At 56.2% G+C, this 23,241-nt stretch carries 20 protein-coding genes; 5 read left to right on the top strand and 15 right to left on the bottom strand.

Translation table 11 applies throughout. The features are described from left to right. Nucleotides 1–5: 5 nt before the first annotated feature. On the bottom strand, nucleotides 6–3,701 hold the full coding sequence (metH, locus tag FHJ80_RS12620) for a methionine synthase (RefSeq protein WP_139527611.1): 3,696 nt from the start codon (nucleotides 3,699–3,701) through the stop codon (nucleotides 6–8). 268 nt (nucleotides 3,702–3,969) lie between these two features. Between metH and nfuA the strand changes: the two genes are divergently transcribed. Continuing rightward, complete coding sequence (gene nfuA / locus FHJ80_RS12615) at nucleotides 3,970–4,575, top strand: Fe-S biogenesis protein NfuA (protein WP_139527610.1); 606 nt, start codon at nucleotides 3,970–3,972, stop codon at nucleotides 4,573–4,575. A gap of 98 nt (nucleotides 4,576–4,673) precedes the next feature. Here nfuA and FHJ80_RS12610 read toward each other — a convergent pair whose 3' ends face one another. Next, nucleotides 4,674–5,717: a DNA-binding protein gene (locus tag FHJ80_RS12610; protein WP_139527608.1), complete on the bottom strand. Its 1,044-nt coding sequence runs from the start codon at nucleotides 5,715–5,717 to the stop codon at nucleotides 4,674–4,676. Nucleotides 5,718–5,925: 208 nt separating this feature from the next. Here FHJ80_RS12610 and FHJ80_RS12605 point away from each other — a divergent pair, with 208 nt between their 5' ends. Both FHJ80_RS12605 and FHJ80_RS12600 read left to right on the top strand, forming a co-directional pair. Next, nucleotides 5,926–7,137: a site-specific integrase gene (locus tag FHJ80_RS12605; RefSeq protein WP_255303950.1), complete on the top strand. Its 1,212-nt coding sequence runs from the start codon at nucleotides 5,926–5,928 to the stop codon at nucleotides 7,135–7,137. A gap of 38 nt (nucleotides 7,138–7,175) precedes the next feature. Then, nucleotides 7,176–7,589, top strand: coding sequence for a SufE family protein (locus tag FHJ80_RS12600; RefSeq protein WP_139527606.1), 414 nt, complete (start codon nucleotides 7,176–7,178; stop codon nucleotides 7,587–7,589). 18 nt (nucleotides 7,590–7,607) lie between these two features. Here the strand turns inward: FHJ80_RS12600 and yidD are convergent, their stop codons facing one another. Genes yidD through FHJ80_RS12570 form a run of 6 tightly spaced genes read right to left on the bottom strand, consistent with a single transcriptional unit; the run spans nucleotide 7,608 to nucleotide 12,284 of the window. Then, the gene (gene yidD, locus FHJ80_RS12595) at nucleotides 7,608–7,919 is read right to left on the bottom strand and encodes a membrane protein insertion efficiency factor YidD (RefSeq protein WP_239286386.1); all 312 of its coding nucleotides are present in this window, start codon (nucleotides 7,917–7,919) and stop codon (nucleotides 7,608–7,610) included. 17 nt (nucleotides 7,920–7,936) lie between these two features. Further along, a complete protein-coding gene (gene hisI / locus FHJ80_RS12590) occupies nucleotides 7,937–8,410 on the bottom strand; it encodes a phosphoribosyl-AMP cyclohydrolase (RefSeq protein ID WP_139527603.1) in 474 nt (157 codons plus the stop codon). Continuing rightward, the gene (locus FHJ80_RS12585; protein ID WP_139527601.1) at nucleotides 8,410–8,859 is read right to left on the bottom strand and encodes a transcriptional repressor; all 450 of its coding nucleotides are present in this window, start codon (nucleotides 8,857–8,859) and stop codon (nucleotides 8,410–8,412) included. Before FHJ80_RS12585 ends, hisI begins: the two co-directional genes overlap by 1 nt. A gap of 31 nt (nucleotides 8,860–8,890) precedes the next feature. Continuing rightward, nucleotides 8,891–9,889 (bottom strand): alpha-L-glutamate ligase-like protein, encoded by a 999-nt coding sequence (locus FHJ80_RS12580; RefSeq protein WP_139527600.1) that lies wholly within the window; start codon nucleotides 9,887–9,889, stop codon nucleotides 8,891–8,893. Continuing rightward, nucleotides 9,886–11,409 carry an inactive transglutaminase family protein gene (locus tag FHJ80_RS12575; protein WP_139527598.1) on the bottom strand — a complete coding sequence of 508 codons (1,524 nt, stop codon included), beginning with the start codon at nucleotides 11,407–11,409 and terminating at the stop codon, nucleotides 9,886–9,888. Before FHJ80_RS12575 ends, FHJ80_RS12580 begins: the two co-directional genes overlap by 4 nt. Before the next feature lie 38 nt (nucleotides 11,410–11,447). After that, the gene (locus FHJ80_RS12570; RefSeq protein WP_139527596.1) at nucleotides 11,448–12,284 is read right to left on the bottom strand and encodes an ATP-dependent zinc protease; all 837 of its coding nucleotides are present in this window, start codon (nucleotides 12,282–12,284) and stop codon (nucleotides 11,448–11,450) included. Nucleotides 12,285–12,516: 232 nt separating this feature from the next. On the opposite strand from FHJ80_RS12570, the gene FHJ80_RS12565 reads away from it, so the two are divergent. Further along, complete coding sequence (locus tag FHJ80_RS12565; RefSeq protein WP_139527594.1) at nucleotides 12,517–13,065, top strand: DUF3833 domain-containing protein; 549 nt, start codon at nucleotides 12,517–12,519, stop codon at nucleotides 13,063–13,065. Between the two features lie 67 nt (nucleotides 13,066–13,132). Here the strand turns inward: FHJ80_RS12565 and FHJ80_RS12560 are convergent, their stop codons facing one another. From FHJ80_RS12560 to gorA, 4 genes are all read right to left on the bottom strand, one after another. After that, nucleotides 13,133–13,525: an ectoine synthase gene (locus FHJ80_RS12560; protein WP_139527592.1), complete on the bottom strand. Its 393-nt coding sequence runs from the start codon at nucleotides 13,523–13,525 to the stop codon at nucleotides 13,133–13,135. Between the two features lie 90 nt (nucleotides 13,526–13,615). After that, the gene (ectB, locus tag FHJ80_RS12555) at nucleotides 13,616–14,884 is read right to left on the bottom strand and encodes a diaminobutyrate--2-oxoglutarate transaminase (RefSeq protein ID WP_139527590.1); all 1,269 of its coding nucleotides are present in this window, start codon (nucleotides 14,882–14,884) and stop codon (nucleotides 13,616–13,618) included. An 87-nt stretch (nucleotides 14,885–14,971) separates the two neighbouring features. After that, the gene (gene ectA, locus FHJ80_RS12550) at nucleotides 14,972–15,550 is read right to left on the bottom strand and encodes a diaminobutyrate acetyltransferase (protein WP_139527588.1); all 579 of its coding nucleotides are present in this window, start codon (nucleotides 15,548–15,550) and stop codon (nucleotides 14,972–14,974) included. A 226-nt stretch (nucleotides 15,551–15,776) separates the two neighbouring features. Further along, the gene (gene gorA, locus FHJ80_RS12545; protein ID WP_139527586.1) at nucleotides 15,777–17,159 is read right to left on the bottom strand and encodes a glutathione-disulfide reductase; all 1,383 of its coding nucleotides are present in this window, start codon (nucleotides 17,157–17,159) and stop codon (nucleotides 15,777–15,779) included. A gap of 170 nt (nucleotides 17,160–17,329) precedes the next feature. Between gorA and can the strand changes: the two genes are divergently transcribed. Next, nucleotides 17,330–17,977 carry a carbonate dehydratase gene (gene can, locus FHJ80_RS12540; RefSeq protein WP_139527584.1) on the top strand — a complete coding sequence of 216 codons (648 nt, stop codon included), beginning with the start codon at nucleotides 17,330–17,332 and terminating at the stop codon, nucleotides 17,975–17,977. A 60-nt stretch (nucleotides 17,978–18,037) separates the two neighbouring features. On the opposite strand, the gene FHJ80_RS12535 is transcribed toward can, so the two are convergent. The 3 genes from FHJ80_RS12535 to FHJ80_RS12525 form a co-directional block, all read right to left on the bottom strand. After that, nucleotides 18,038–18,481 (bottom strand): cytochrome c, encoded by a 444-nt coding sequence (locus FHJ80_RS12535; RefSeq protein ID WP_231125611.1) that lies wholly within the window; start codon nucleotides 18,479–18,481, stop codon nucleotides 18,038–18,040. An 86-nt stretch (nucleotides 18,482–18,567) separates the two neighbouring features. Further along, complete coding sequence (gene msrA / locus FHJ80_RS12530) at nucleotides 18,568–19,185, bottom strand: peptide-methionine (S)-S-oxide reductase MsrA (RefSeq protein WP_139527580.1); 618 nt, start codon at nucleotides 19,183–19,185, stop codon at nucleotides 18,568–18,570. 10 nt (nucleotides 19,186–19,195) lie between these two features. Further along, nucleotides 19,196–23,239, bottom strand: coding sequence for a translocation/assembly module TamB domain-containing protein (locus FHJ80_RS12525; RefSeq protein WP_231125612.1), 4,044 nt, complete (start codon nucleotides 23,237–23,239; stop codon nucleotides 19,196–19,198). Nucleotides 23,240–23,241: the final 2 nt, after the last annotated feature.

Genomic DNA, 23,241 nt, shown 5'->3' with positions numbered 1-23,241 from the left:
GTCGATCAACTAGGGTCGTAAGAGAGCACCGGCGAGAGCCAACGCTCCATTTCGGTCAGCGGCATCTGCTTGCGCTCGGCCAGCACCTCGACCTGATCTCGGGTGATTTTGCCGGTGGAGAAGTACTTCGACTGGGGGTGCGCAAAGTACCAGCCCGACACGGCGGCCGCTGGCCACATAGCAAAGTTTTCCGTGAGCGTTAGGCCAGTATTCTCCGTGGCGTTTAACAGGCGGAACAACGTCGCTTTTTCAGTATGGTCAGGGCACGCAGGATAGCCGGGGGCAGGGCGAATACCCTGATATTTCTCGGCAATCAGCGCATCGTTATCCAGCGCCTCTTCGGGCACGTAGCCCCAAAACTCTTTACGCACCCGCTCGTGCATGCGTTCGGCAAAGGCTTCGGCTAGCCGATCGGTCAGCGCCTGTACCATGATGGCGTTGTAATCGTCACCGGCGGCCTCGTAGGCTTTGGAGAGTTCATCCACGCCATGTCCGGTGGTCACCGCAAAGCCCCCAATCCAGTCGGGTTTGCCGCTCTCTTTCGGGGCGATGAAATCAGCCAGGCTGTAGCAGATACCGTCACGGCCCTTAGTGGTTTGCTGACGGATGTGGTACAAACGCTCGATAACCTTGGTGCGACTCTCATCGGCGTAGACCTCGATCACGTCGTCATCCACGCTGTTGGCGGGCCATAAACCAATGACCCCGCGGGCATGCACGCGCTGTTCATCGATCAATTTGCGTAGCATCACTTGCGCATCGGCAAACAGGCTCTGGGCGGCTTCGCCCACCACTTCGTCATTGAGGATTTTTGGGTACTTCCCGGCAAGTTGCCAACTCATGAAGAAGGGCGTCCAGTCGATACGTTCGACCAGCTCTTCCAGGTCGTAATCGTCGAAGGTCATCAGACCCAGGGTATTCGGCTTGGCGGGCGTGTGATTTACCCAATCGGTGCGAAAGCGTCGTTTACGCGCCTGGGTATAGTCCAGGTCTGCCGCTTTGGGGCGGCGTTTGGCGTTGCGCTCGCGGACTTTCTCGTACTCTTCACGGATCTCGGCCACGTAGGCCGACTTCAAATTGGGGGCTAGCAGTCTGCCTGCCACGCCCACGGCGCGAGATGCGTCGGTGACATAAATCACGGGGTGCTCATACTGCGGTTCGATTTTCACCGCCGTGTGTGCTTTTGAGGTGGTGGCGCCGCCAATCAGCAGCGGCAGGTTCATACCGCGGCGCTGCATCTCTTTGGCAACGTGTACCATCTCGTCCAGCGACGGGGTAATCAAACCAGAGAGGCCGATGATGTCGGCATCGTTGTCGATGGCGGCCTGGAGAATTTTCTCGGTCGGTACCATGACGCCCAGGTCGATGACTTCGTAGTTGTTACACTGCAGTACCACGCCGACGATGTTCTTGCCGATGTCGTGGACGTCACCCTTGACCGTGGCCATCACGATTTTGCCCTTGGCCTGAGTGTCCTCACTTTTTTCCGCTTCGATGAAGGGAATCAGATACGCCACCGCCTGCTTCATGACACGGGCGGACTTGACCACCTGGGGCAAAAACATCTTACCCGCCCCAAACAGGTCGCCGACCACGTTCATGCCATCCATCAACGGACCTTCGATCACCTCGATAGGACGGGCCGCCTGGGCTCGGGCTTCTTCGGTATCCTCTTCGATGTATGCGGTGACCCCTTTCACCAGCGCATGCTCGATACGCTTGTTGACCGGCCAACTGCGCCACTCGAGATCCTCTTTCTTGGCGGCGCCGCTGCCGTCGCCCTTGTACTGATCGGCGATCTCCAGCAATCGCTCGGTACCGTCGCTGCGGCGATTGAGCACGACGTCTTCGACGGCTTCACGCAGCTCGGTGGGCAGGTCGTCATAGACTGCGAGCTGACCCGCGTTGACGATGCCCATGGTGAGGCCCGCACGAATGGCGTGGTAGAGAAAGACCGAGTGAATCGCCTCCCGCACGGGGTTGTTGCCTCGAAACGAGAAAGACACGTTGGACACGCCCCCAGAGACCATGGCGTGGGGTAGGTGTTCACGAATCCATTGGGTGGCTTCGATGAAATCGACGGCGTAGTTGTTGTGCTCTTCAATACCCGTGGCGATGGCGAAGATGTTGGGGTCGAAAATGATGTCTTCCGGCGGGAAGCCAATCTCGTCGACGAGCAGCCGGTAGGCGCGCTCGCAGATCTCGGTCTTGCGCGCAAACGTATCGGCCTGGCCCTCTTCGTCGAACGCCATGACGACAATGGCGGCGCCAAAACGACGGCACTTGGTGGCCTGTTCGCGGAAGGCGGCTTCCCCCTCCTTGAGCGAGATCGAGTTGACCACTGCCTTGCCCTGAACGCACTTCAGGCCCGCTTCGATGATGTCCCACTTTGAGGAGTCGATCATGATGGGCACGCGGGCGATGTCCGGCTCGCCTGCGATCAGGTTCAAAAAGCGCACCATGGCTTCTTGCGACTCCAACATCCCCTCATCCATGTTGATGTCGATGATCTGCGCGCCGTTTTCGACCTGCTCTAAAGCCACTTCCAGAGCCGTGGTGAAATCTTCCTCTACGATCAAGCGCTTGAAGCGAGCAGAGCCGGTGACGTTGGTGCGCTCGCCTACGTTGACGAACAGCGAGTCGGCTTCGATGTTAAACGGCTCGAGACCCGACAGCCGGCACGCTTTGCTGCGCTCAGGCACTTGACGGGGCGCCATAGAATGCACGGCTTCGGCAATGGCGCGGATATGGTCAGGCGTCGAGCCGCAGCAGCCGCCAATGATGTTGACCAAGCCGCTCTGGGCAAACTCACCAACGATCGCCGCCATCTCTTTTGGAGTTTGGTCGTACTCGCCAAACTCATTCGGCAAACCCGCGTTAGGGTGGGCAGAGACGAACGTATCGGCTTTGGTGGCGAGTTCTTCCAGATAGGGGCGCAGCTCCTCGGCCCCCAGGGCGCAGTTCAAGCCCACCGACAGCGGGTTAGCATGACGCACGGAGTTCCAAAAGGCCTCTGTCGTTTGGCCGGACAGCGTGCGGCCTGAGGCATCGGTGATCGTGCCGGAGATCATCACCGGCAAACGACTACCGAGATCATCGAATAACTCCTCGAGGGCGTAAATGGCTGCTTTGGCGTTGAGCGTGTCGAAAATCGTTTCGATCATGATCAAATCGGCACCGCCTTCGATCAGAGCACTGGCCGCTTCGTAATAGTTGTCACGCAACTCGTCGAAGGTGACGTTACGTTTGGCGGGGTCGTTGACGTCGGGCGAAAGCGACGCCGTGCGCGACGTTGGCCCCAGCACCCCGGCCACATAACGCGGGACATCGGTCTCCGCCGCCACGGCGTCGCACACCTCGCGCGCCAGGCGAGCCGACTCGCGGTTGAGTTCCGGCACCAGGTCTTCCATGCCGTAATCGGCTTGAGAGAGCCGAGTACTGTTGAACGTGTTCGTTTCCAGGATGTCTGCGCCCGCTTCGAGATAGTCGCGGTGGATACGGGCGACCACATCGGGGCAGGTCAACGCAAGTAGATCGTTATTACCTTTCAGATCCGATGGCCAAGCGCGGAAGCGTTCTCCGCGGAAATCCTCCTCGCTGAGTTGGGCATTCTGCAGCATGGTGCCCATACCGCCATCCAGAATGAGAATGCGTTGGGAAAGGCGATGGGTGAGGGAAGCAGTCAAATCACTAGCAGCCATGGCAGGGGACATTCTCCAGCGTCGCAGTCGGAAAGGATGTTTTTTATAGTCGTCGATAGGTGAGCGGGGCTTATCATACCAAAGGGCACCCTGTAGGGCAGCAAACGTGGGCGTGAAGTTATTGCAGTCTCTCTATTAAGCTTTCTCATGCACACCGCAATAGCCGACTAAAATACTCGGGATTGTGTCGGCAGGCGGTTTTGCTTACCATAGTGGCAAATGACATGTGATGTGGCGTTGCCACTACCACGGGAGGACAGTGTCCCATATGACCACGACTATCGAAGCGCCTGGTATCGACATTACCGACAGCGCACAAACATATCTCGCCGAACTGCTCGAAAAACAGAACGTCGAGGGAATAGCCGTCCGCATTTTCATCACTCAACCCGGCACTCCCTACGCAGAAACTTGCTTGGCGTACTGCCGTCCTGGTGAAGAAGAGCCCACTGACGTCAAACTCGAACTCGAGAAAATCAACGTTTTTCTCGACAAAAACAGCCTTGCCTTTTTGGAAGAAGCGGTGGTCGATTTCAACGCCGACCGCATGGGTGGTCAACTGACCATCAAGGCCCCGAATGCCAAAATGCCCAAGGTCAATGCCGACAGTCCGCTCGAAGATCGCATCAATTACACGCTCTACAGCGAAATCAATCCTGGACTGGCGGCTCATGGCGGTGAAATCAAACTCGTCGAACTGACCGACGACAAAGTGGCCATCCTGGCCTTTGGCGGGGGGTGCCAGGGGTGTGCCGCAGTGGATCTCACGCTCAAGGACGGTGTCGAGAAGACCCTGATGGAGCGTATTCCCGAGCTGGCAGGTATCCGTGACGTGACCGATCACACCGATACCACGAACGCCTACTACCGCTGAGCGTAACCGGCAGATGCCAAAAAGAGCGTGGTCGCATGAGCTAGGTTTACTAACCTGCCAGCGCTAAACGTCGCTCTTGATAGCGAATAGCCATCCCACTATTGGGGTGGCTTTTTTGGTTGGGCCGGGTCATTGGCAGGCGGCGTGAGTGCTTCTGGTAGTGCCGTCAACTGAGCTTGCAAGGACGCCATACGCTGCCATAGCTGTTCTTGCCACTGATCGCTATCGCGTGCTTGCTGTTGCTGTGCCTCTAATGCCTGATTCGCCCTGTCCAGCGCTACCTGCAGTTCTCTGCGCTGCGTTTGTAGCTCGGCATTGTAGCGCTCGAGCTCTGCCAAGCGCTGCTGCTGAGAGGCGCTTTCCTGCTGATAGCGATGTAGTTCATCGGTCACCTGCCGAACCTCTTTGGATAGCGCTTCTGCTCGCTCTTCCCGCTGCTGTAGACGCTTTTGCAGCACTTTCTCTTCTTGTGCCCGCTCTTGACGCAGCGTGTCCAATAACGCCATCAATTTGCCTTCTGACGCCTCATTGCGCTGTTCCTCTTGGGCCAAGCGCTGCTCCCAGGCAGTTTGCTGCGCGGCCTGTTGCTCACTAAAACGCTGCTGATCCGCTTTGAGAGTTTGCTGGGCTTGCTCGAATTGCCCTCGATAGTGGCTAACTTCTTCAGCGGCTTTCTCTGCCTGCTGCTGCCAGTGACGTTCATGGGTCTGGCTTTCGCCCAGGTCACGCTGAAGCACCTCCAGGCGTAGTTCTATGTGGCGAAGGTGCTCGGCCAGGGCGCTCTCACGCTGTTCGGCATTGGCAGCCTGTTGACGTGCTTCGGCCGCTTCTTGCTGCGCGCCCTCCACCTGACGATTGGCCTCTTCTCGGTAGTGCACTAGGGCTTGGTAGGCCGACTCTTGCGCTTCCCGCCATAGCTCACTGGCTACATTGACGACGACTTCTGGTACCCCTTTGGGAGGCGGTACATCGCGATTTTGCTCACGCTCGGTGCGCCATTGCCGGAAGTGTTCGCTGATGGTGGTAAAACTGCCAGTGCCAAGCACTTCGCGGATACGCTGCACGCTGGGGGAGTCCCCTTGAGCAAGCAGCGTGTCGATTGCTTGCTGAACGTCACTGTACTGAACTCCGTTGCGCGCCATGGCGTCCTCCTCATGCGTTGAGTGGCGTTACTTGAGGGGCATTGTCCTGTCTTTGTGAGAAAAAAACAATTATTACGTAAAACATAAAACGTAATATTATTTATTTAATAATAATAAAATTCAAGATTACGCTCATTATCTTGAATTTATAACGCTGTAACGCCACACTGCTCACAGCGATATAGACCACGGCTAGCAAGGAGCCAGCATGCCCCCTTCAATGACTCGATTTGGCCCGGACGAGCACGCACCCATTGGTGCGGAGACTGGCATCAGCGATAAGCGGGAGGGGAGTCACTGGCCAGCGAGCCAACGAGCGCTGTCTCCTCATCTGCGTTCACGAATCGAAGCGGACAACGACCACCAGGCCGTGCTGCTGTGGTTAACGGAGTATCGAGACAGCCCACAAACACTCAAAAGCTACCGGCGAGAAGCCGAACGATTGCTGCTTTGGCTAGCCAGCCAGGATAAACGGCTGCCCGATATGAACCGTGAATTACTGCGCCAGTTCGAAGCTTTTCTAGAGAACCCGCAGCCCCGGGCAGTATGGGTGGGGCCTTCAAAACCCCGAGAGCATCCTGAGTGGCGGCCGTTTAGAAACGGTCTTTCTCCCACGAGTCGTCGGCAGAGCCTGATCATTCTGCAGGGCTTGTTTAGCTGGCTGGTGGAGGCCGGCTGGGTAGGGCACAACCCCTTTGCGCTGATGCGCGACAAAGCGCGGCGAATGAACAATCAGGGGCAGCGCATAGAGCGCTATCTGGAGCAGCCGCTATGGGCTTGGTTGTGGCAGTGGCTAAACCAGCCGAGCCATAGCAATGACGCACGGCTCGTTTATGAGGGTGCCCGAAGACGGTTTATCTTTAGCTTTGCCTACCTACTAGCGCCACGAGTTAGCGAGATGGCCAATGCTCAAATGAGTGACTTTCACGAAGTCGAAGGTCGCTGGTGGTGGAGCGTGATAGGGAAGGGCAGTAAGCAAGCCCGCATACCCGTGCCCGTGGACATGCTCGAAAGCCTGCAAACCTGGCGAGAAGCGCTGGGTCTCGTATCATTGCCAGGCTATCACGAGCCAACCCCGGTGATTCGCGCGCTGGATAAGCGCAGAGGTATAAGCGACAACCAGCTTTACCGATTGATCAAAGAGACGTTGGCCAACGCTGCTGACGCACTCGAAGAGAAGGGCGGCAAGCCTGCTTATGTCGAGGCGCTTCGGCGAGCAACGCCTCACTGGCTGAGGCATACGGCGATTACCCACCAAGCGCAATCAGGCGTTAGCTTACGCTACTTGGCGGAAAGCGCCCGCCACGCCAAGCTGGATACCACCCGTCGCTATTTACACACCGAAGCCGACGAGTGGCATCACGAGCAGCAGCGACACCGCTTGAAAACGCCCCCAAAAAAACGGGCTGAACCGTTATAATAGCGGCTATAAAGACTCATCAACCCAAAGGATACGCCATGGCGACTTCAGGCGCAGAGCTAGCCCAGCAGGAGCTGGTGGAAGAGTTCGAGATGTTCGATAACTGGATGGACCGCTATCAATACATCATCGATATGGGCAAGCAGCTTCCTGACTTTCCCGAAGAGCGGCGAACCGACGAGTTCAAAATTCAGGGCTGCCAATCCAATGTATGGATGTGCCATGAACAGGCGGGTGACAAGCTCGTGTTTAAAGCGACCTCGGATGCGGCCATTGTCTCTGGACTGATCGCCGTGCTGCTACGCATCTATAGCGAGCGTACGCCAGAAGAGATCAGTCAGACCGAGCCGCATTTCTTGAAAGACTTGGGGCTTGATAAACATCTTTCGCCAACGCGCAGTAATGGCTTACACGCGATGCTAGAGCGTATTTATCAAGTAGCCAAGCAGTGATAAACGAGGAGCACGCGATTAGTGATGGCCGCAGGTCGAGCAGCAGCGCTTTGACGTTTGCTCCTGATCATCACGGCATAACGCTTCGCTGCGCCCACCGGGTACCGGATCCATGCCCCCTGGATGGCCAGGGTGGCATTTTACGATGCGCTTGGCGGCCATCCAGCCTCCTTTGATCGGACCATGCACCTGGAGCGCTTCGATGGCGTAGGCAGAGCAGCTTGGCCAAAAGCGGCACCGCGGGCCCAATAATGGGCTGAGAGTGTATTGGTAGATGCGTATGCAGCCCACCAATATGGCGGTCAGTAATCTATGACAGCCTCGCTGCAGGAGCCGCCATACGTTTTTCACGGTGTTTTTTTACCGTAAAGCGTTGCCGGATCGATCATCGGCTCGCTGGTGATCTTTGCGCCGTCTGCCCCTAACGAGACATAGAAACAGCTGCGACGTCCAGTGTGACAGGCAGGCCCCGTTTGATCGACCTGTACGAGCAGCGTATCGCCGTCACAGTCCAGCGCCGCGTTAATGAGGCGCTGTTGTTGGCCCGAGGTTTCGCCTTTGCGCCAAAGCTTCTGGCGCGAGCGCGAGTAGTAGCATACTCGCTGCGTGGTCAACGTCTCCTCAAGGGCTTCGCGGTTCATCCATGCCATCATCAGCACCTCTTTGGTATCGTGCTGCTGGGCGATGGCGGGGATTAGGCCATCTTCGTTGAATTGGACAGCATCTAACAGTGTGGCCAATGAGGGCAAGCTATCGGTGGGTGAGGCGGACTCTAGCGCCTTGAAAAATTGCTTGGGAGTCATTGAGTCAAGTTGAGACATTAGGCATTACTCGCTGTTCGGCACGCTTGGCACAAACCCTGAAGCTCGATGGTTTGACGCTCGACGTTGAAGCCTTGGCGCTTTGCCAGGGCCGCAAGCTGATCGCTGATTTCATCCAAGTGCAGCTCTTCGACGTAACCACATTGACGGCAGATGAGCAGCTGGAAGCCGTGGGTATGCTCAGGGCAGGCGCAGGCGACATACGCATTCTGCGATTCGATACGGTGCACCAACCCCTGCTCGATAAGAAATTCCAGCGCGCGGTAGACGGTGGGCGGGCGAGCGGCAGCGTGCTCCGTAGAAAGCTGGTCCAGCAGGTCATACGCTTTCAGCCCTCCGCCATGCTCTGCGATGAGCTCAAGCACCCTGCGGCGTATCGGGGTGAACCGAACACCGCGGGTGTGGCACTGAGATTCTGCTTGCTGCAATAGCGTATTGGCTTCTGTCATTGGATCACTCGTTGGGCATTAGACAAGCAGTCTACGCCGTTGCCGAAGGTGTGTCAGGGGTATCGACCAGCTCGCTCTTGCGCGCAAAGTGGTGCTGGGCAAACGCGACACGCTTGGCCACCGGGACGTTGTCGGGTTGACGCTCGATGAGATCCAAGCGACGGCGCAAGCCTTCGCCGTTGGTCATCTGAATCGCCAAGCCGGGTCGGGCATTGAGCTCCAGCAGCATTGGTCCGTGTTGACGATCCAACACCATATCGGTCCCCAGGTAGCCAAGGCCGGTCATCTCGTAGCAGCCCGCCGCTAGGTGCAGCAGTGTTTCCCACTGGGGTACGACCAGACTGGCCAAGTCGTGCCCCGTATCGGGATGGCTGTAACAAGGACGGTCGAACTGCACGCCACGCAGCGCTGCCCCGGTGGCAATGTTCAACCCCACGCCGACGGCGCCTTGGTGAAGATTCGCTTTACCATCGGAGGCGGCGGTGGAGAGGCGCATCATCGCCATGACTGGGTAACCCTTGAAGACGATGACGCGAATATCGGGAACGCCTTCGTAGGTATACTCCAATAAGCTCTCTTCGAAATTGATCAGCGTTTCGATCACGGCCACGTCGGGTGAACCACCAAGCGAATACAACCCCGAGAGGAGGTTGGAGACGTGACGTTCGATATCGCTGATCGTTAGGCTCGCACCGCTGGGTTTGTAGAACAAACCATTCTCTACTTTCTCGATGACCAAAATACCTTTGCCACCGCTCCCTTTGGCAGGCTTGATCACGAATCCCGCATGGCCATCTAGCATTTCGCTAATGTGTTGAACACCAAACTGTGTCGTGACCGTGCCAATCAGCTCAGGGGTGGTAATGCCGTACTGCTGAGCCAGCAGTTTCGTCTTTAACTTATCATCCACCAGCGGATAGAGCCGACGTGCGTTATACCGCCCTATGTAACGAATGTTACGCCGGTTCATACCCACGATGCCTTTATCCCGAAGACGGGTAGGCCACGTCCAGTTTTTCAGCCAACTCATGACGGCTTCTCGTCTTCGGTGATGGGTTTGAAACGGCGCAACTCCAGCAGGCGATAGCCGGTGTAATTACCCAGCAGCAAAATGAATGCCATCAAGATGAGCTGCACGCCCAGGAAGTTGAACGTGATATGGCGCACCCACGGGTTGTTCATGGCCAGGAAAGCCAACACGGCGGTCAGCAGGCTACCACCGCCCTGGATTAGTACCTGCTTGGGGCCTTCCTCCTCCCAAAGGATCGACATCCGCTCGATGGTCCACGCTAGGATGATCATCGGGAAGAACGTGACCGTCAATCCGGCACTCAAACCCATACGGTAGGCCAGCACAGTGAAGATCGAGATGATCGCGATGACCGTAATGATGACCGCCGACACCCTCGCCACCAACAGCAAATTCAAGTAAGAAAGGTAGTTACGGATGATCAAGCCAACGGCGACGATCAGCAAGAACCCAATCAAACCGGTCAGTAGCGTCGTTTGAATGAAGGCCAGCGCAATCAGTACCGGCATGAACGTGCCCGATGTCTTTACGCCCACCAGCACACGTAGGAACACCACGACCAGCGCGCCAATCGGTATCAAAAGGATCGTTTGGAACAGCGCTTGCTCTTCTAATGGTAGGCTGTGAATCGAGAAATTCAGCAGCGTATCGTCCGAGTAGTGGTTACGGACCGCCGCGGATGCTGGCTGATAATGGGTCAACATCGAGAACGATACGCGAGAGTTAGTGCCACCTTGCACTTCGAGTACGGCACGACCACCGGTTTCCCACAGCAGCAGGTTATCAGGCTGTCCCTGCTCGCCAGTGGCAGGGTTGAACAGTGCCCACTCTTCGGCGGTTTGGTCGAATACTTGAATCCAACTACTCAGCGTTTGGCGGCGGCGACCGTCCTCGAGGAGCAAACCGCTGACTTCTCTTGCCTGCACGCCTGCCTGATTCAAAAGGCGAACGATCAGCGCGGAAGGCTGCATCTGAGTTAGCAGCAAGCGGGCGTTTTCACCTTGTCGCTCGCCATTGATATCCAAGATAAGTTCACGAGCGAACGTGGCGTTATTGGCGCTACGCCCCCAGGCGCGCTCGATTAGCTGGTTGGCCGCCGTGTCGTAGGGGCTTTCCCAGGGAGTGACGGCTGGAATGCCGGGCGGCGTTTGTACGGGCGCACGCGAATCAGGGGATACCAGCATCTGCACGGAGTAATAAAGTTGCTGGCTGCCTGCTGCCTCACGGATGGTCCACTGGGCTTGCCGACCGAGCTCATCCGCCTGATAGGCAAGCCCATAACCGGATGAGGCGGTGTTTTCAGTCAGTACGCGAAACCCGGCCTGGTGAGATGGCAACGCCAAATCGACCTGCACTGGACCATTTTGTGCGTTGAAGTTGATGACTGCTTCAATTTCCCATACTTGGCGCTGTTCGCCTGGAAACCAGGGAATCTCGAACTGTAAATGGCGATGCACGCTGGCGACGATCCCGACCAGCAGTAGTAACCCAACGATAAAATAAAACGGCAACCGGGACATGGTGATTCCTTTCAGCGTAAAGCGGCAGGGGAGTGGTATTACTCTTCGGTATCGTCTTGATCGGCCGCTTCATCGTCAGCCGCTTCTTCAGAGGGCTCACCACCTGGAAATTCCGGGCGGTCATGCAGATACGTTTCGGCCACATCGATCGTGGCAATATCCATCATGAAGCGACGACCCAGTAGCACCGGGTAATCCAAATGCGTACGGTCGTTCAAGGTGAATTCGACATTTTCGCGGATGGGGCCCAATGTCATGAGTAGAGAAATGACAGGACGGGACTCTTCGCCAGAAGCCTGCACGATTTTGACGCGTCGCTCGATAGGCGCCTCGATCCACTCATCGCGCACTTGATCGACGACGACGTCGTCATCATTGAGCGCTAACTTGAAACGCACCCAGTCTTCACCGTCACGCTCAAAACGCGTGATGTCAGCGGCAGACAGGGAAGAGGTGTTGGCCCCTGAGTCCACCCGAGCCTTCAGATAAGTACCAATGCTGGGTAATCCCACCCATTCGCTGCGTCCCAGCAGCGTTTTGTTGTCTGCAGGCTCTGTGACACTGCACTCTTCACGTATGATGACGGGCTCTTCACCGCGTGCTTCCAAGCTCGCAATATCTTGGCGCATTAGCCGCAACAAGCTGCCTACCTCGCGAACGTCGGCCGTTAGCACCTGCTGCTGACTACTCTGCTGTTCATGCAATTGCGTCGTCGCTTCACAACGTTGTGAAAGGGACGCTTCAAGTTCAAGGATGCGGTTATTGAACGAGGCCTCGCTCAACGGCGGCGGTTCATTCGACTCTGGCTGTGTCACTGCGCAGCCTGCAAACGACATTGACAAACCGGCCATTAGCCATAAAACACCTGAGCGCATAACGAGGGATATCCTTGGACAGTAAGAGCACGAATGATAAGGAGAAGGCAGTCCGCTTGTCCAACATGGTAGCGGTTTTTCATCAGACCATTTCACTTGATTTAACATAATATATATTATGCGAACTGAGGATAACGTCTAGCATGGCAACGCGCTAACGGCATCTATTGAACCGCCATATTTTCTCCTACAATAACTATACACTTCGACATTGATATCAAGGATTTCCTCAATGAAACTCTCACGAAAGCGCCTGCGTGCCTTCTTGCTCGTATCTAGTGTTGTGCTGCTTACTGGCTGTACCAGCGTCAACATCGAGGAGTATGCTGATACCGCCCCCCGCTTAGACATTGCGGAGTACTTTACGGGCCAAACTCGCGCTTGGGGAATGGTGCAAGACTACTCAGGTGAAGTACAGCGGCGTTTTACAGTCGATATCACGGGTACTTTCGAGGGCGACACGCTAACGCTAGATGAAGCCTTCGTATTTTCCGATGGTGAAACCGACCAGCGCGTTTGGGAATTCGAGCGTGTCGACGAGCACCGCTGGATTGGTACCGCCAATGACGTCGAGGGCCAAGTCGATGCCCGGCAATATGGCCACGCGTTTCACATGCGCTACCCACTCGACATCGACGTGGGAGGACGTACGCTCAGTTTCACCATGGATGACTGGATGTACCTTCAGCCCGACGGGCGACTCATTAACCGCACCGCCATGCGCAAATTTGGCCTGACACTGGGAGAAATAACGCTCGTATTCGAACAAGTCGACCGCTAGGCAGCCATTAAAAAAGCAGCTTGGCGGCACGCCAAGCTGCTTTCACTAGCGACATCAAAGCAAGAGTTTATTCATCAGCAGGCGCGTAAGAGCCATCTTCACGATGAACTTCGTTGCCAGTGATCGGCGGCGTGAAAACACAGGCCAGATGCATCGTCTTATGGGCACGCAGCAGGTGTTCATCGTGCTGATCCAGTATATAGATATCGCCTGGTTTGATGGGCCAAATTTTGCCATCCGCCAGGGTTTCTACCTCGCCTTCCCCTTCGATGCAGTAAACGGACTCGTAATGATGCTTGTAGTGAATATGCGTCTCGGTGCCTTCGAAAATACGCGTGATGTGGAACGAGAAGTTTCCGCCATCGTTGGCCAGCACGAGACGGGTGCTATCCCAGTTGCCGTTTTCCGCGGTGACTAGGCGGTCCGTTTGACGAGCTTCTTCAATATTACGAACGATCATATAACGTGCTCCGTTGCATGGCAGCCCGTACAGGCTGCCCGTTCCTATTCAAGGACGTAATGGCGTTAGGACGGTTAGACTAACGCTCAACTACGCGCTAATGACAGTCTTAACTGACGTTTCCAGAATATCCAGTGCTTCCAACAAGTCTGCGTCGGTAATGGTGAGCGGACATAGGCACTTCACGACTTCCCCGTCTTGACCGCTGGTTTCAATGATCAGGCCATGTTCGAAGGCCTTGCTGGTAATCTTATCGGCGATATCACCCGACACGACATCGATACCGCGCATCAAACCGCGACCGCGCTCAGTTGCCGGCATGCCGTTTTCAGTCAGCAGTGCCGCTAGCTTCTGAAAACGCTCTTCAACGATACGCGCCTTACGCTGCACGTCACGCTCGAAGGTATCGTTCGACCAATATTTTTTCAGCGCTGCAGTCGCCGTCACCATGGCTAGGTTAAAGCCGCGGAAAGTTCCGTTGTACTGACCGGGCTTCCACTTATCCAGTTCAGGACGCATCAACACATGAGCAAATGGCAGTCCAAAGCCCGACAGCGATTTCGAATTGGTTACGATATCCGGCGTGATACCTGCATGCTCGAAGCTGAAGAATTTACCCGTACGGCCACACCCTGCCTGGATGTCATCGACGATCAATAGAATATCGTGGGCGTGGCAAATGCCCTCCAAGCGCTTGAGCCAATCCAGACCCGCAACGTTGATGCCGCCCTCGCCTTGCACGGTTTCGACGATGACACCTGCAGGAATGTCTAAACCGCCTGACTTGTCATTCAGCAGTTTCTCAAAATAGTCCAATGTGTCCGCGTGCTCGCCCATGTAGCCATCGAACGGCAGGAAGCTGGCACCTTGGGTGGGAATCCCCCCGGTAGCTTCACGGAACTTGCGGTTGCCGGTGGTAGCCAGTGCGCCCATGGTCACGCCGTGGAAGCCGTTGGTGAAGGTCACAATGTTATGGCGACCTTTAGCAACACGCGCCAAGCGGATGGCTGCCTCAACGGCGTTCGTGCCCGTCGGACCTGGCAGATGCACTTTGTAATCGAGCCCGCGGGGCTTGAGGATCACGTTCTCCAATGTTTCCAGATAATCGCGTTTGGCACTGGTCCACATATCCAAGCCGTGAACCACACCGTCACTGGACAGGTAGTCAATCATGGCTTCTTTTAGGTGCGGATTGTTGTGGCCGTAGTTCAGCGTGCCGGCACCGGCCAGAAAGTCGATGTACTCTCGGCCATTTTCGTCGGTCAAACGTGCATTCTGTGCCTTCGTGAAGACAACGGGAAACGAACGTGAGTAGGTACGAACGTTGGATTCCATGCGTTCGAGTGTCTGGGTCTGCATTTGCGACCTCCTTATCAGTGTTGTGAGCCAAGCGAGAAAAGCAGCTAGGTCAACACGAGCGGGAAAACGCTCGCTCAAGACGACAGATCAAATATGGTTCGTCTGAAACGGCCCGATGCGGACGAGGTTTTCCGGGTCGTGCTCTCCACCTAACTGCTCAGTGGAGAAGTATTCCCGGCTATTGAGGGGAGCCTGCCAGCGCGCTGCCAAGCGTCGAAACAGCCCCCAAGAAGCCTGGTTATCAGGTGTGATGGTGGTTTCGAGGTGGTGGACATCATCCAGTTCGGGGCGCGACATGATGGCTTCTACCAAACGGCGTGCTAACCCCGTTCCACGCGCTTTCTCACCCACCGCTACTTGCCATAAGAAATAGGTATCTGGCGCGTTGTCTTTGACATAACCCGAAACGAATCCCACGACTTCGCCCTCTTCATTGGTGGCAACGGCGCAGGTATCTCGGAACTGGGTCGCCAGCAACAGGTACGCATAGGCTGAGTTCACGTCGAGCGGTGGACACGCTTTGATCAATTCGTAAATGCCCCAACCGTCGTCGGCATTAGGCTTACGAATAAACAGTGGCATTTCTGCATGGCCTACCACGGCGTCTGCAACGGTAGGTCGAGCCAGCTCGGCAGAGGGTGTAAACGGCTTGATGGGCGTACTCATGGTTATGCTTCGCTGTAGCGAATTTGAGTTTCATTATAACAGCTGATTATGAGCAATTCAAAAGCCATATTATTCATCTCCCTACTTTCCATAAATTGTGGTTATCAAACAGGCCGACTCCCACGCCTGCTCTTGGCGAGATCACTCAATGAGTTTAGATCAGGCTGACCGCTACGCGAGACAAAAAAGGCGAGCCGATGCTCGCCTTGCATAAGCAAAAGGCCGTTCAATAACGGGAGGGAGTGCGCATGGTCACGAACTCCTCTGCTCCGGTGGGATGGATGCCAACGGTAAGGTCAAAATCTTCTTTGGTCAGCCCAGCGCGTACCGCGATGGCGATACCTTGAATCAATTCACCGGCCTCCTCGCCCACCATATGGGCACCTACGACTACGTCGCTGGCGTCATCGACGATAAGTTTCATCAGCATGCGTTCCTGACTTCCGGAAAGCGTATGCTTCATGGCTCTAAAATCGGTACGGTAGACGCGGATTTTATCGAATTTTTCCCTTGCAGCCTCTTCCGAAAGTCCCACCGTGCCAATGTTAGGATGGCAAAAAACGGCGGTGGGGATGGTGTCGTAATTCAACGGCCTTGGCGCTTTTTGGTGGAAGTGAATGTCTACTAATTGCATGGCTTCTGCCAGCGCTACCGGCGTCAATTCAGGCCCCTCGATCAGATCTCCCAAGGCGAGAATCGAAGGCACCGTGGTTTCATAACGCTCATTGACCGGCAGTTTGCCATCACCATTTAATGCGATACCCAACGACTCGACGCCCAGACCGGTCACGTTGGCTTGGCGGCCAGTGGCCGCCAAAACGGCATCTACTTCCAGCGTTTCACCCGTGGTGAGTGCCACTTGCAGCGCGCCGTTCGACTGTTCGATACGAGCAATGTTGGCAGCAAAATGTAATTTCACACCTTTCTTAGCCATCTCGTCTCGGGTGAATTCTCGTACTTCCTGATCGAAGCCTTTCAAAAAAAGATCGCCTCGATAAATCAGGTGCGTCTCACTACCTAAACCGTTAAAAATGCTCGCAAACTCAACGGCGATATAGCCGCCCCCCAGCACCAAAAAACGCTCGGGGAAGGTTTCCAGGTCGAATATCTGGTTGGAGGTCAAGGCAAGGTCGCTGCCAGGGAACTCAGGCACCCAAGGCCAGCCGCCGGTGGCCAGCAAAATCTTGTCGGCACTGATGCTGACGTCGCCCTCGGCATTGGACAAAGTAACCGTATGCGGATCGGTCACCCGGGCGCGCGCGTTGAAGAGCGTCACCCCTGCTCCCTCCAACATGCGCTGATAGATACCGTTGAGTCGTTTGATCTCGCTGGTTTTGTTGTCTCTCAGAGTCGGCCAATCAAAGGTTGCAGGGGATGGCAGCTGCCAGCCAAACCCCGCTGCGTCATCGAAACTGTCATGAAAGTGTGCCGCATATGAATAGAGCTTCTTGGGCACGCAGCCCACGTTCACACAGGTGCCTCCTAAGTAACGATCTTCTGCAATCGCCACGCGAGCTCCAGCCGCCGCCGCCATACGTGCCGCGCGAACGCCGCCGGAGCCTGCGCCAATCACGAATAAATCGAAGTCATATGCAGCCTCTGCTGACATGGTTATCTCCTGTCCTCTGCCGAACTTACCACGGTTGGGTAAGAGCTAATAAGATTGACCTTGCGGGCAAGGGAGGTTAAAAACGCCTTCCTTAGTTTGTTAACAACAGTTTGTTAACAACGCCGTTGGCCCCCGAATAAACTCAACTAACAATGCCGCCTGGAGATTGGATGCCTCATCGAATTGCAACGCTGCTAGAGAACAACCGCACATGGGCTGAGCGCATGCGCAAAGAGGATCCGGACTTTTTCAAACGGTTGGAGAACCAACAATCCCCAGACTATTTATGGATCGGCTGCTCGGATAGTCGCGTACCGGCCAACCAGATCATTGCTCTGCCGCCTGGCGAAGTGTTCGTTCACCGTAACGTCGCCAACCTGCTTCACCATACCGATATGAACGCGCTCTCGGTGGTCCAGTACGCAGTCGATGTGCTCAACGTGCGCCATATCATGATCGTGGGCCACTACGGGTGTGGCGGCATCAAAGCAGCCGTGACCGGCGGAGAATGCGGGGTGGTGGACTACTGGCTACACTCGGTCCGCGAACAGTACACACGCCATCGTGACACCCTGGAGCATCTGCCGTTAGAGGAGCAGATCGACCGCATGTGTGAGCTAAACGTCAACGCCCAGGTCAGTAGCCTATGCCGGACGAAAATCTTGCAGCGAGCTTGGCAACGCGGCCAGTCGATCTCGGTACACGGCTGGGTATACGGCTTGAGCGACGGCCGCGTCAAAGACTTGAACTGTACGGTCAGTGGCCTCGATCAAGTCGAAACGCTGTATCGCATCGACCGTGTTCAGCCTAGCGACTGATGGCGATTTTCCTCTCGGTCCCTAATGCAACAGCTCCACCATCGCCACGATCCGTTGCCGTCAGTCGTAGCGGTAAGCTCGGTGGCAGCTACGACAGCTCAGTCCAACATCGGAAAACGCGCGCGTCGCTGCTCGGTAATCTTCCCGTTCTGCCGCTTCTACCAAAACGCTCACTTTCTCTTCCAGGTCGGTGAACCCGGCAGCAAAATCTTCCCACTCTTCCCAGATGTCTGGCTTGGCGTCAGAGCCACGTCCATCGGTTCCTGCAATAAAGGCTGGCAAAAAATGGGCTTGGGTCGCTTTCTCTTGCAACTCTGCCAGTCGCGGGGCTGCTCCACGAGCATCCTGATTGTTGACCAAGTCGAAGCGAAGCTGCCGGAGCAGACGCTCCAGGTCTTTGAGTTCGTCTTGGCGCCAAATGACCGCCTCACGTTCGCTCGCAAACGGCGTATCTTCTGCCGTCTGCGGCATTGCAGGGAGAGACTGCTCAGCCTTTGCACTCATGGCAAAAAGCCCTAGTAGCGTCATGACGCATGCCCACTGGGGGGCTCTTCGCCCCCTTGAAGATCGATGCTGCATAATGATGTCCTTTACCCTATGGCGCAGGTGACGCCTGTGCCTTTCAAGCCGCAGTATCCCCCCGGATTTTTATCGAGGTACTGCTGATGATACGCCTCGGCATAATAGAAAACGTCCAGCGGTCTGATTTCTGTGGTGATAGTGCCTTTACCGGCTTGTGTAAGGGCCTGCTGAAAGGCTTCGGCACTCTGCCGAGCGACCGCCAGCTGCGCGTCCGTGGTGGTAAAGATGGCTGAACGGTACTGGCTGCCGATATCGTTACCCTGGCGATTACCTTGCGTTGGGTCGTGCTGCTCCCAGAAAATTTGCAGCAGAGTCTCTAGAGGGACCTGTTTGGGATCAAAAATGACCCGGACGACTTCGGTGTGGCCGGTCAGGCCAGTGCAGGTTTCTTTGTAGGTCGGGTTGGGCGTCGTGCCACCGGCATAGCCAGCCGCCGTGACATATACCCCCGGCTGCTGCCAAAAAAGGCGCTCAACTCCCCAAAAGCAACCCATACCGAACACGATCTCTTCATGTCCTTCCGGATAAGGAGGATGGATCGAGTGTCCGGTAATGGTATGAAGGTCGCTTGTCTCGATAGGTGTGTGGCGCCCTTCTGGTGCGCTTTTTTTCGTCAATAGCGTCATAACACCCTCTCTATTGCTGGGGATAAATATAAGGATCGCCCGAACGGGTGAATCTATAGATCAGGTCCACTGCCTGGTTAGCTCCAGACACTGCTTGAACATACAGGTTCCGCCAAAGCGTGTAGCGTAACGTAAGTTCCGCGATGGGAGAGAAAATACCTACACCGTAGCTAATGCGTAAGTCATCAGTGAGCTGACCGCTCACGGCGACCTGGCTATCATCACCGGCACCGGTGGTATCCAGCGTAAGATCGTCGATACCGAATGCTTCCCCAATCGAGCCCACGGCGCCGCCCGTCCGTCCTAATGACATTCCGATCAGCGCCGTGGTCAACGCGCTGTCGATCCCGCCACCCGACGCATCCGGTGCCCGGCCGCGCAGCAGGTACGAAAGGGAGCGCGTTTCGTCCATCGCAGGTTCGGAGAAGATCATGACGTTCGGCTGCTCTGCGTTGCCGGTGACCCGCAAGCCAGCAATCACGTCATCTTCGGTGACTTCAGGGTTTCGAATGGCTTCGAAGTCCAATACCGGAAGTCCAGGTGGCCCACTGAAAATAAGCTGACCACGACGAATCAACAGATCCTGGCCAAAGGCTTGGAAACGGCCATCGACGAGATTGACATCGCCAAATAGCTGCAGCGCGCCGCTGTCTTGGCGAACTTCGAGACTGCCGCTCAGCCCTGATTCCAGCCCGTAAGCTGAAATCTGCATATCCCGGCCAAGATTGAGCGTGATCAGAACGTCAAGCACCATGCCGGTGGATGCTAACTCGTCGGCCGCGCTGGGGTCGTTGCCTGCTTCTGCGGCCAGACGTGCTTGGCGCTCGGCCTCGCGGTCATCTCGCTCGGTGATGATGATCTCATCGGGGCTAGGTGATGTTGCTGACGCTGGTAAATCACCGACCTCCAGACGCGCCCAGGGGAGGTCCACGTTACCACGAACTTGAAGACGCTCAGGAGTGACGCGTATGCGAATGTCCGGCGCTGCCTCCAAGCGGCCAAACTGCGGGAGAACGACGAGCAAGGGTTCTTGTGTTGCATTGAGATCGACCCCGATTCGCCAGGCGTCACCGGTGGGCCAATAGGCGTTACCGCTGATGTTAAGGCGTCCGCGTTCTGCGGCAATGAATCCATCGATTTCCCCCTCTTCACCATCGAAGGCAACGGCTAGTTCACCATCCACGATCGCAATGGGAATGTCTGGCCCGCTCACTTTTAAACGACGCAGAGCAAGCTCACCCTGTAAGTCCGGCTGGCTAGTCGAGCCGCCAATGGTAACGGTGCCATTCAGGCCGCCTTCTAACTCGTCCATACCCACTACCATGGGGCGATACGGCGCTAGAGTGACGTTATTGGCGCGCAGCTGACCGTCTAGGGCACCCTGACCTAGAGGGTCGTTAACCGCCAAGTTGAGCGTCAATTCTCCCGCTTCGGAGAGGGATAACAGCACGTCTGCCTGCGCTTGCGCTTGATTGGCTTCGATTCGTGTATCGAGATCGATCACCGGTAGCTCGACGGGCTGGCCATAATCGTTAACCGCAGTGATGGCCAACTCACTCAATAATTGAAGATTGGCTTGCCACTGTGCGCCGCCCTGACGCCAACTAGCGACTAGATCGGCCGTGGTGTCCCCCTGGAAGCTCCACTCCTCTGGCAGGAACGGCTCCAACATTTCCATAGGCACCTCGCGCACGCTCAGCACGGCGCGCCCTTGGTCAGCAGAGGCCGTTATTGGCTCTTCAGAGCACACTAGCCCTCCCTGCAAGCGACGCAGACAAAACGGGCTGAGGTTGGCCTGCCCATTGGCCAGGTTGTAAGTAATGTCCAGAGGCTCTTCCAGTCGGATGTCCCCAGCCTCCGAATCGACTTCCAGAGGTGTCAGCCGGGCTTGATAACGCTGAGCTTGTTGGTTGAAACGGCCATTAAGCGCCACGTTCGCGCGGCTTAGAACATTGTTGGTGTCGCCGGTGGCATCAAGGCGTAGGGCATGCTCTGAGAGTCGGCCGGTCAGAACCAACGCGACAGAGGCCAATGATTGACCTGCTGCGTTGACGCCTTGGGCATCCAGGTCGATGCGTAGGTCAGGATCATCCAGACCTTCCACTCTTCCAGATAGCGAAAGCACCGCTAAGCGGTTCTCGGCAAAACGCAGATTGCGGCCGTTCACATTCGCTACGATGTTAGGCTGCGTAAAGCTGCCTTGTGCCTGAATGTCGCCGGTCAGCTCCCCGGCTAGATCAGGATGGAGGCTTTGCAATTGGTTGAGCGCGATATTGGCCTCTAGGGACATTGCCTCTTGGCTCATTTGACCAGACGCGGTCAGGCGATTATTGCCTTGGGTGAATAGCAGCGTTTGGATATCGACTTCTAGATCACTGTTGGCGGCGAGTTCTGCTTGAAGAGTGAGAGGATACTCCTGCAATCGCCCCTGAATATCGAGTTCAGGCACGCTGACGTCCCAGCGCGCTCCCCGCTGGCGGACACTCGCCACGATGCTGCCGCTGAGATTGCCTTCCAACTGGGGGACGAAGAGTGAAGGATCCAACGCATCCAAACGTACCTGTGCGTCCACGGCGATGGCCTCGGACCAGTTCACTTCGCCTTCACTGCTCACAACGCTCTCATCGACGGTGATCGCGAGCGGGAGCCAGCGGAAAGAGGACAAATCCCCTTCACCCTCCAATTCGATGGCGGTCGTTGGAACTTGAGGGCCTTGCGCCACCGTGGCCAAGTTCACTCGATACGACGCTAGGCTTCCACTGACAGCGAGATCGAGGTTCTCCAGTATATAGGGGGCGCTTTGGCTTTCATTGCCACTATCGGTCTCTTCGCTGCCTGCACCTTCGCTGGAAGGGTCGCTCAACGGCCACTGCAAGCGATCACTTTCGAGACGTGCCTCGAAAGGCAGCGTGGGCGCAAGCGCATCGACTTGAGCCGTCAACGTAGCTCCCACCTGACCGGATAACCTTAGATCAGCCGTCAAGTCGGCAAGGCTACCGGAGAGATCGAGGGCTACCTGCTCTCCCCTTAGCGCGGGAAAAATGTCGGGCAACCATAGCTCTGCGCGAAGCGCCGCATCCAGGGGATAATCACCGCTCAAGCTGATGTCAGCCGTTAAACTGGCATCGGCATCTGGGGTGGCAAGCTCCAATGTACTGAGCGTGATACGGCTTTCCCGTGCCTGCGCTTCTAACAACAGTCGCTCGACCTGGTACTCGAAGGCACCTGAAATATCGACATCCGTGACGAGCAAGGAGGCCAACTCGACGTCGATTGGCATGGTGAATTCGGGTAGCGACAGGCGCTCCCGATCGCTCAGCGCAAGTGACGGCGCTCCATCGTCAGCTTCGACGGGGCGAGTGGCCTGCACGGCAGCGTCAATGGCAGTTGCGCTCAATGCTGTGTTGGTGTCTTGCGTCAGCAGTACACCTGGAGATGGCGGCAAGTAGATCGACGGCGATTCGAGCGTCGTGGGTGCAATGGTGACCTGCTGCCCTTCAGCAGAGATCGAGGTGGTAAATGCTGTCCATTCGATACGAGTACCATCGCCCAAGGTAAGCCGCACGTCATTCAGTGCGATGTCGCGCAGCTCAATGGGAAACGGCAGCGTTATATTTAAAGGCCCCGGTTCTTCTTGAGGCGGCTCTTCCGCCCCTGACCCGCTGGAGAGACGAATGTCAGCCTGTTCTATCCGCAGTGACTCCAGGCAAAGCTTACCGGAGAGTAAACAGTCTTCTGCCCACGCAAGCTCGACATCATCAATCTCGATCCGAGTGCCTGCAACGGCCATCTGAAAGCCTTGAAGACGAAAACGATCGAGAAGCGCGCCCTCTTGTTGTTCATAGGTAAAGAAACCGCGCTGTTCGCCCTGCGAGAACAGCTGCTCCGTCCCCCAAGGCGACAAGGCAACGCCGAGCATAACGATGATTATGCCCAGCACCCATAGCGGGAAGACGATGAGCAGACGCAGCAAGCTCCATAGGGCTAACCAGAGGCGGCGTTTGGCCGAGAGCGGCTGACGCTGTGGGGCTGTTGGTTTATCGACCTGAGTCAAGG

The sequence above is a fragment of the Halomonas sp. BL6 genome (assembly GCF_006228115.1).
Taxonomy (GTDB): domain Bacteria; phylum Pseudomonadota; class Gammaproteobacteria; order Pseudomonadales; family Halomonadaceae; genus Vreelandella; species Vreelandella piezotolerans.
Note: the sequence above shows the minus strand (reverse complement) of the source record. Positions and strands in the feature narration are given on the sequence as shown.

What these genes read in the sequence shown, in the direction of transcription:
- msrA (WP_139527580.1), bottom strand. Translation starts at nt 19,185, where the DNA reads ATGACGCTATTGACGAAAAAAAGCGCACCAGAAGGGCGCCACACACCT.
- gorA (WP_139527586.1), bottom strand. Translation starts at nt 17,159, where the DNA reads ATGTCAGCAGAGGCTGCATATGACTTCGATTTATTCGTGATTGGCGCA.
- FHJ80_RS12600 (WP_139527606.1), top strand. Translation starts at nt 7,176, where the DNA reads ATGGCGACTTCAGGCGCAGAGCTAGCCCAGCAGGAGCTGGTGGAAGAG.
- ectB (WP_139527590.1), bottom strand. Translation starts at nt 14,884, where the DNA reads ATGCAGACCCAGACACTCGAACGCATGGAATCCAACGTTCGTACCTAC.
- FHJ80_RS12560 (WP_139527592.1), bottom strand. Translation starts at nt 13,525, where the DNA reads ATGATCGTTCGTAATATTGAAGAAGCTCGTCAAACGGACCGCCTAGTC.
- FHJ80_RS12580 (WP_139527600.1), bottom strand. Translation starts at nt 9,889, where the DNA reads ATGAGTTGGCTGAAAAACTGGACGTGGCCTACCCGTCTTCGGGATAAA.
- FHJ80_RS12570 (WP_139527596.1), bottom strand. Translation starts at nt 12,284, where the DNA reads ATGCGCTCAGGTGTTTTATGGCTAATGGCCGGTTTGTCAATGTCGTTT.
- FHJ80_RS12585 (WP_139527601.1), bottom strand. Translation starts at nt 8,859, where the DNA reads ATGACAGAAGCCAATACGCTATTGCAGCAAGCAGAATCTCAGTGCCAC.
- can (WP_139527584.1), top strand. Translation starts at nt 17,330, where the DNA reads ATGCCTCATCGAATTGCAACGCTGCTAGAGAACAACCGCACATGGGCT.
- hisI (WP_139527603.1), bottom strand. Translation starts at nt 8,410, where the DNA reads ATGTCTCAACTTGACTCAATGACTCCCAAGCAATTTTTCAAGGCGCTA.
- FHJ80_RS12535 (WP_231125611.1), bottom strand. Translation starts at nt 18,481, where the DNA reads ATGAGTGCAAAGGCTGAGCAGTCTCTCCCTGCAATGCCGCAGACGGCA.
- ectA (WP_139527588.1), bottom strand. Translation starts at nt 15,550, where the DNA reads ATGAGTACGCCCATCAAGCCGTTTACACCCTCTGCCGAGCTGGCTCGA.
- metH (WP_139527611.1), bottom strand. Translation starts at nt 3,701, where the DNA reads ATGGCTGCTAGTGATTTGACTGCTTCCCTCACCCATCGCCTTTCCCAA.
- FHJ80_RS12605 (WP_255303950.1), top strand. Translation starts at nt 5,926, where the DNA reads ATGCCCCCTTCAATGACTCGATTTGGCCCGGACGAGCACGCACCCATT.
- FHJ80_RS12575 (WP_139527598.1), bottom strand. Translation starts at nt 11,409, where the DNA reads ATGTCCCGGTTGCCGTTTTATTTTATCGTTGGGTTACTACTGCTGGTC.
- FHJ80_RS12610 (WP_139527608.1), bottom strand. Translation starts at nt 5,717, where the DNA reads ATGGCGCGCAACGGAGTTCAGTACAGTGACGTTCAGCAAGCAATCGAC.
- FHJ80_RS12565 (WP_139527594.1), top strand. Translation starts at nt 12,517, where the DNA reads ATGAAACTCTCACGAAAGCGCCTGCGTGCCTTCTTGCTCGTATCTAGT.
- nfuA (WP_139527610.1), top strand. Translation starts at nt 3,970, where the DNA reads ATGACCACGACTATCGAAGCGCCTGGTATCGACATTACCGACAGCGCA.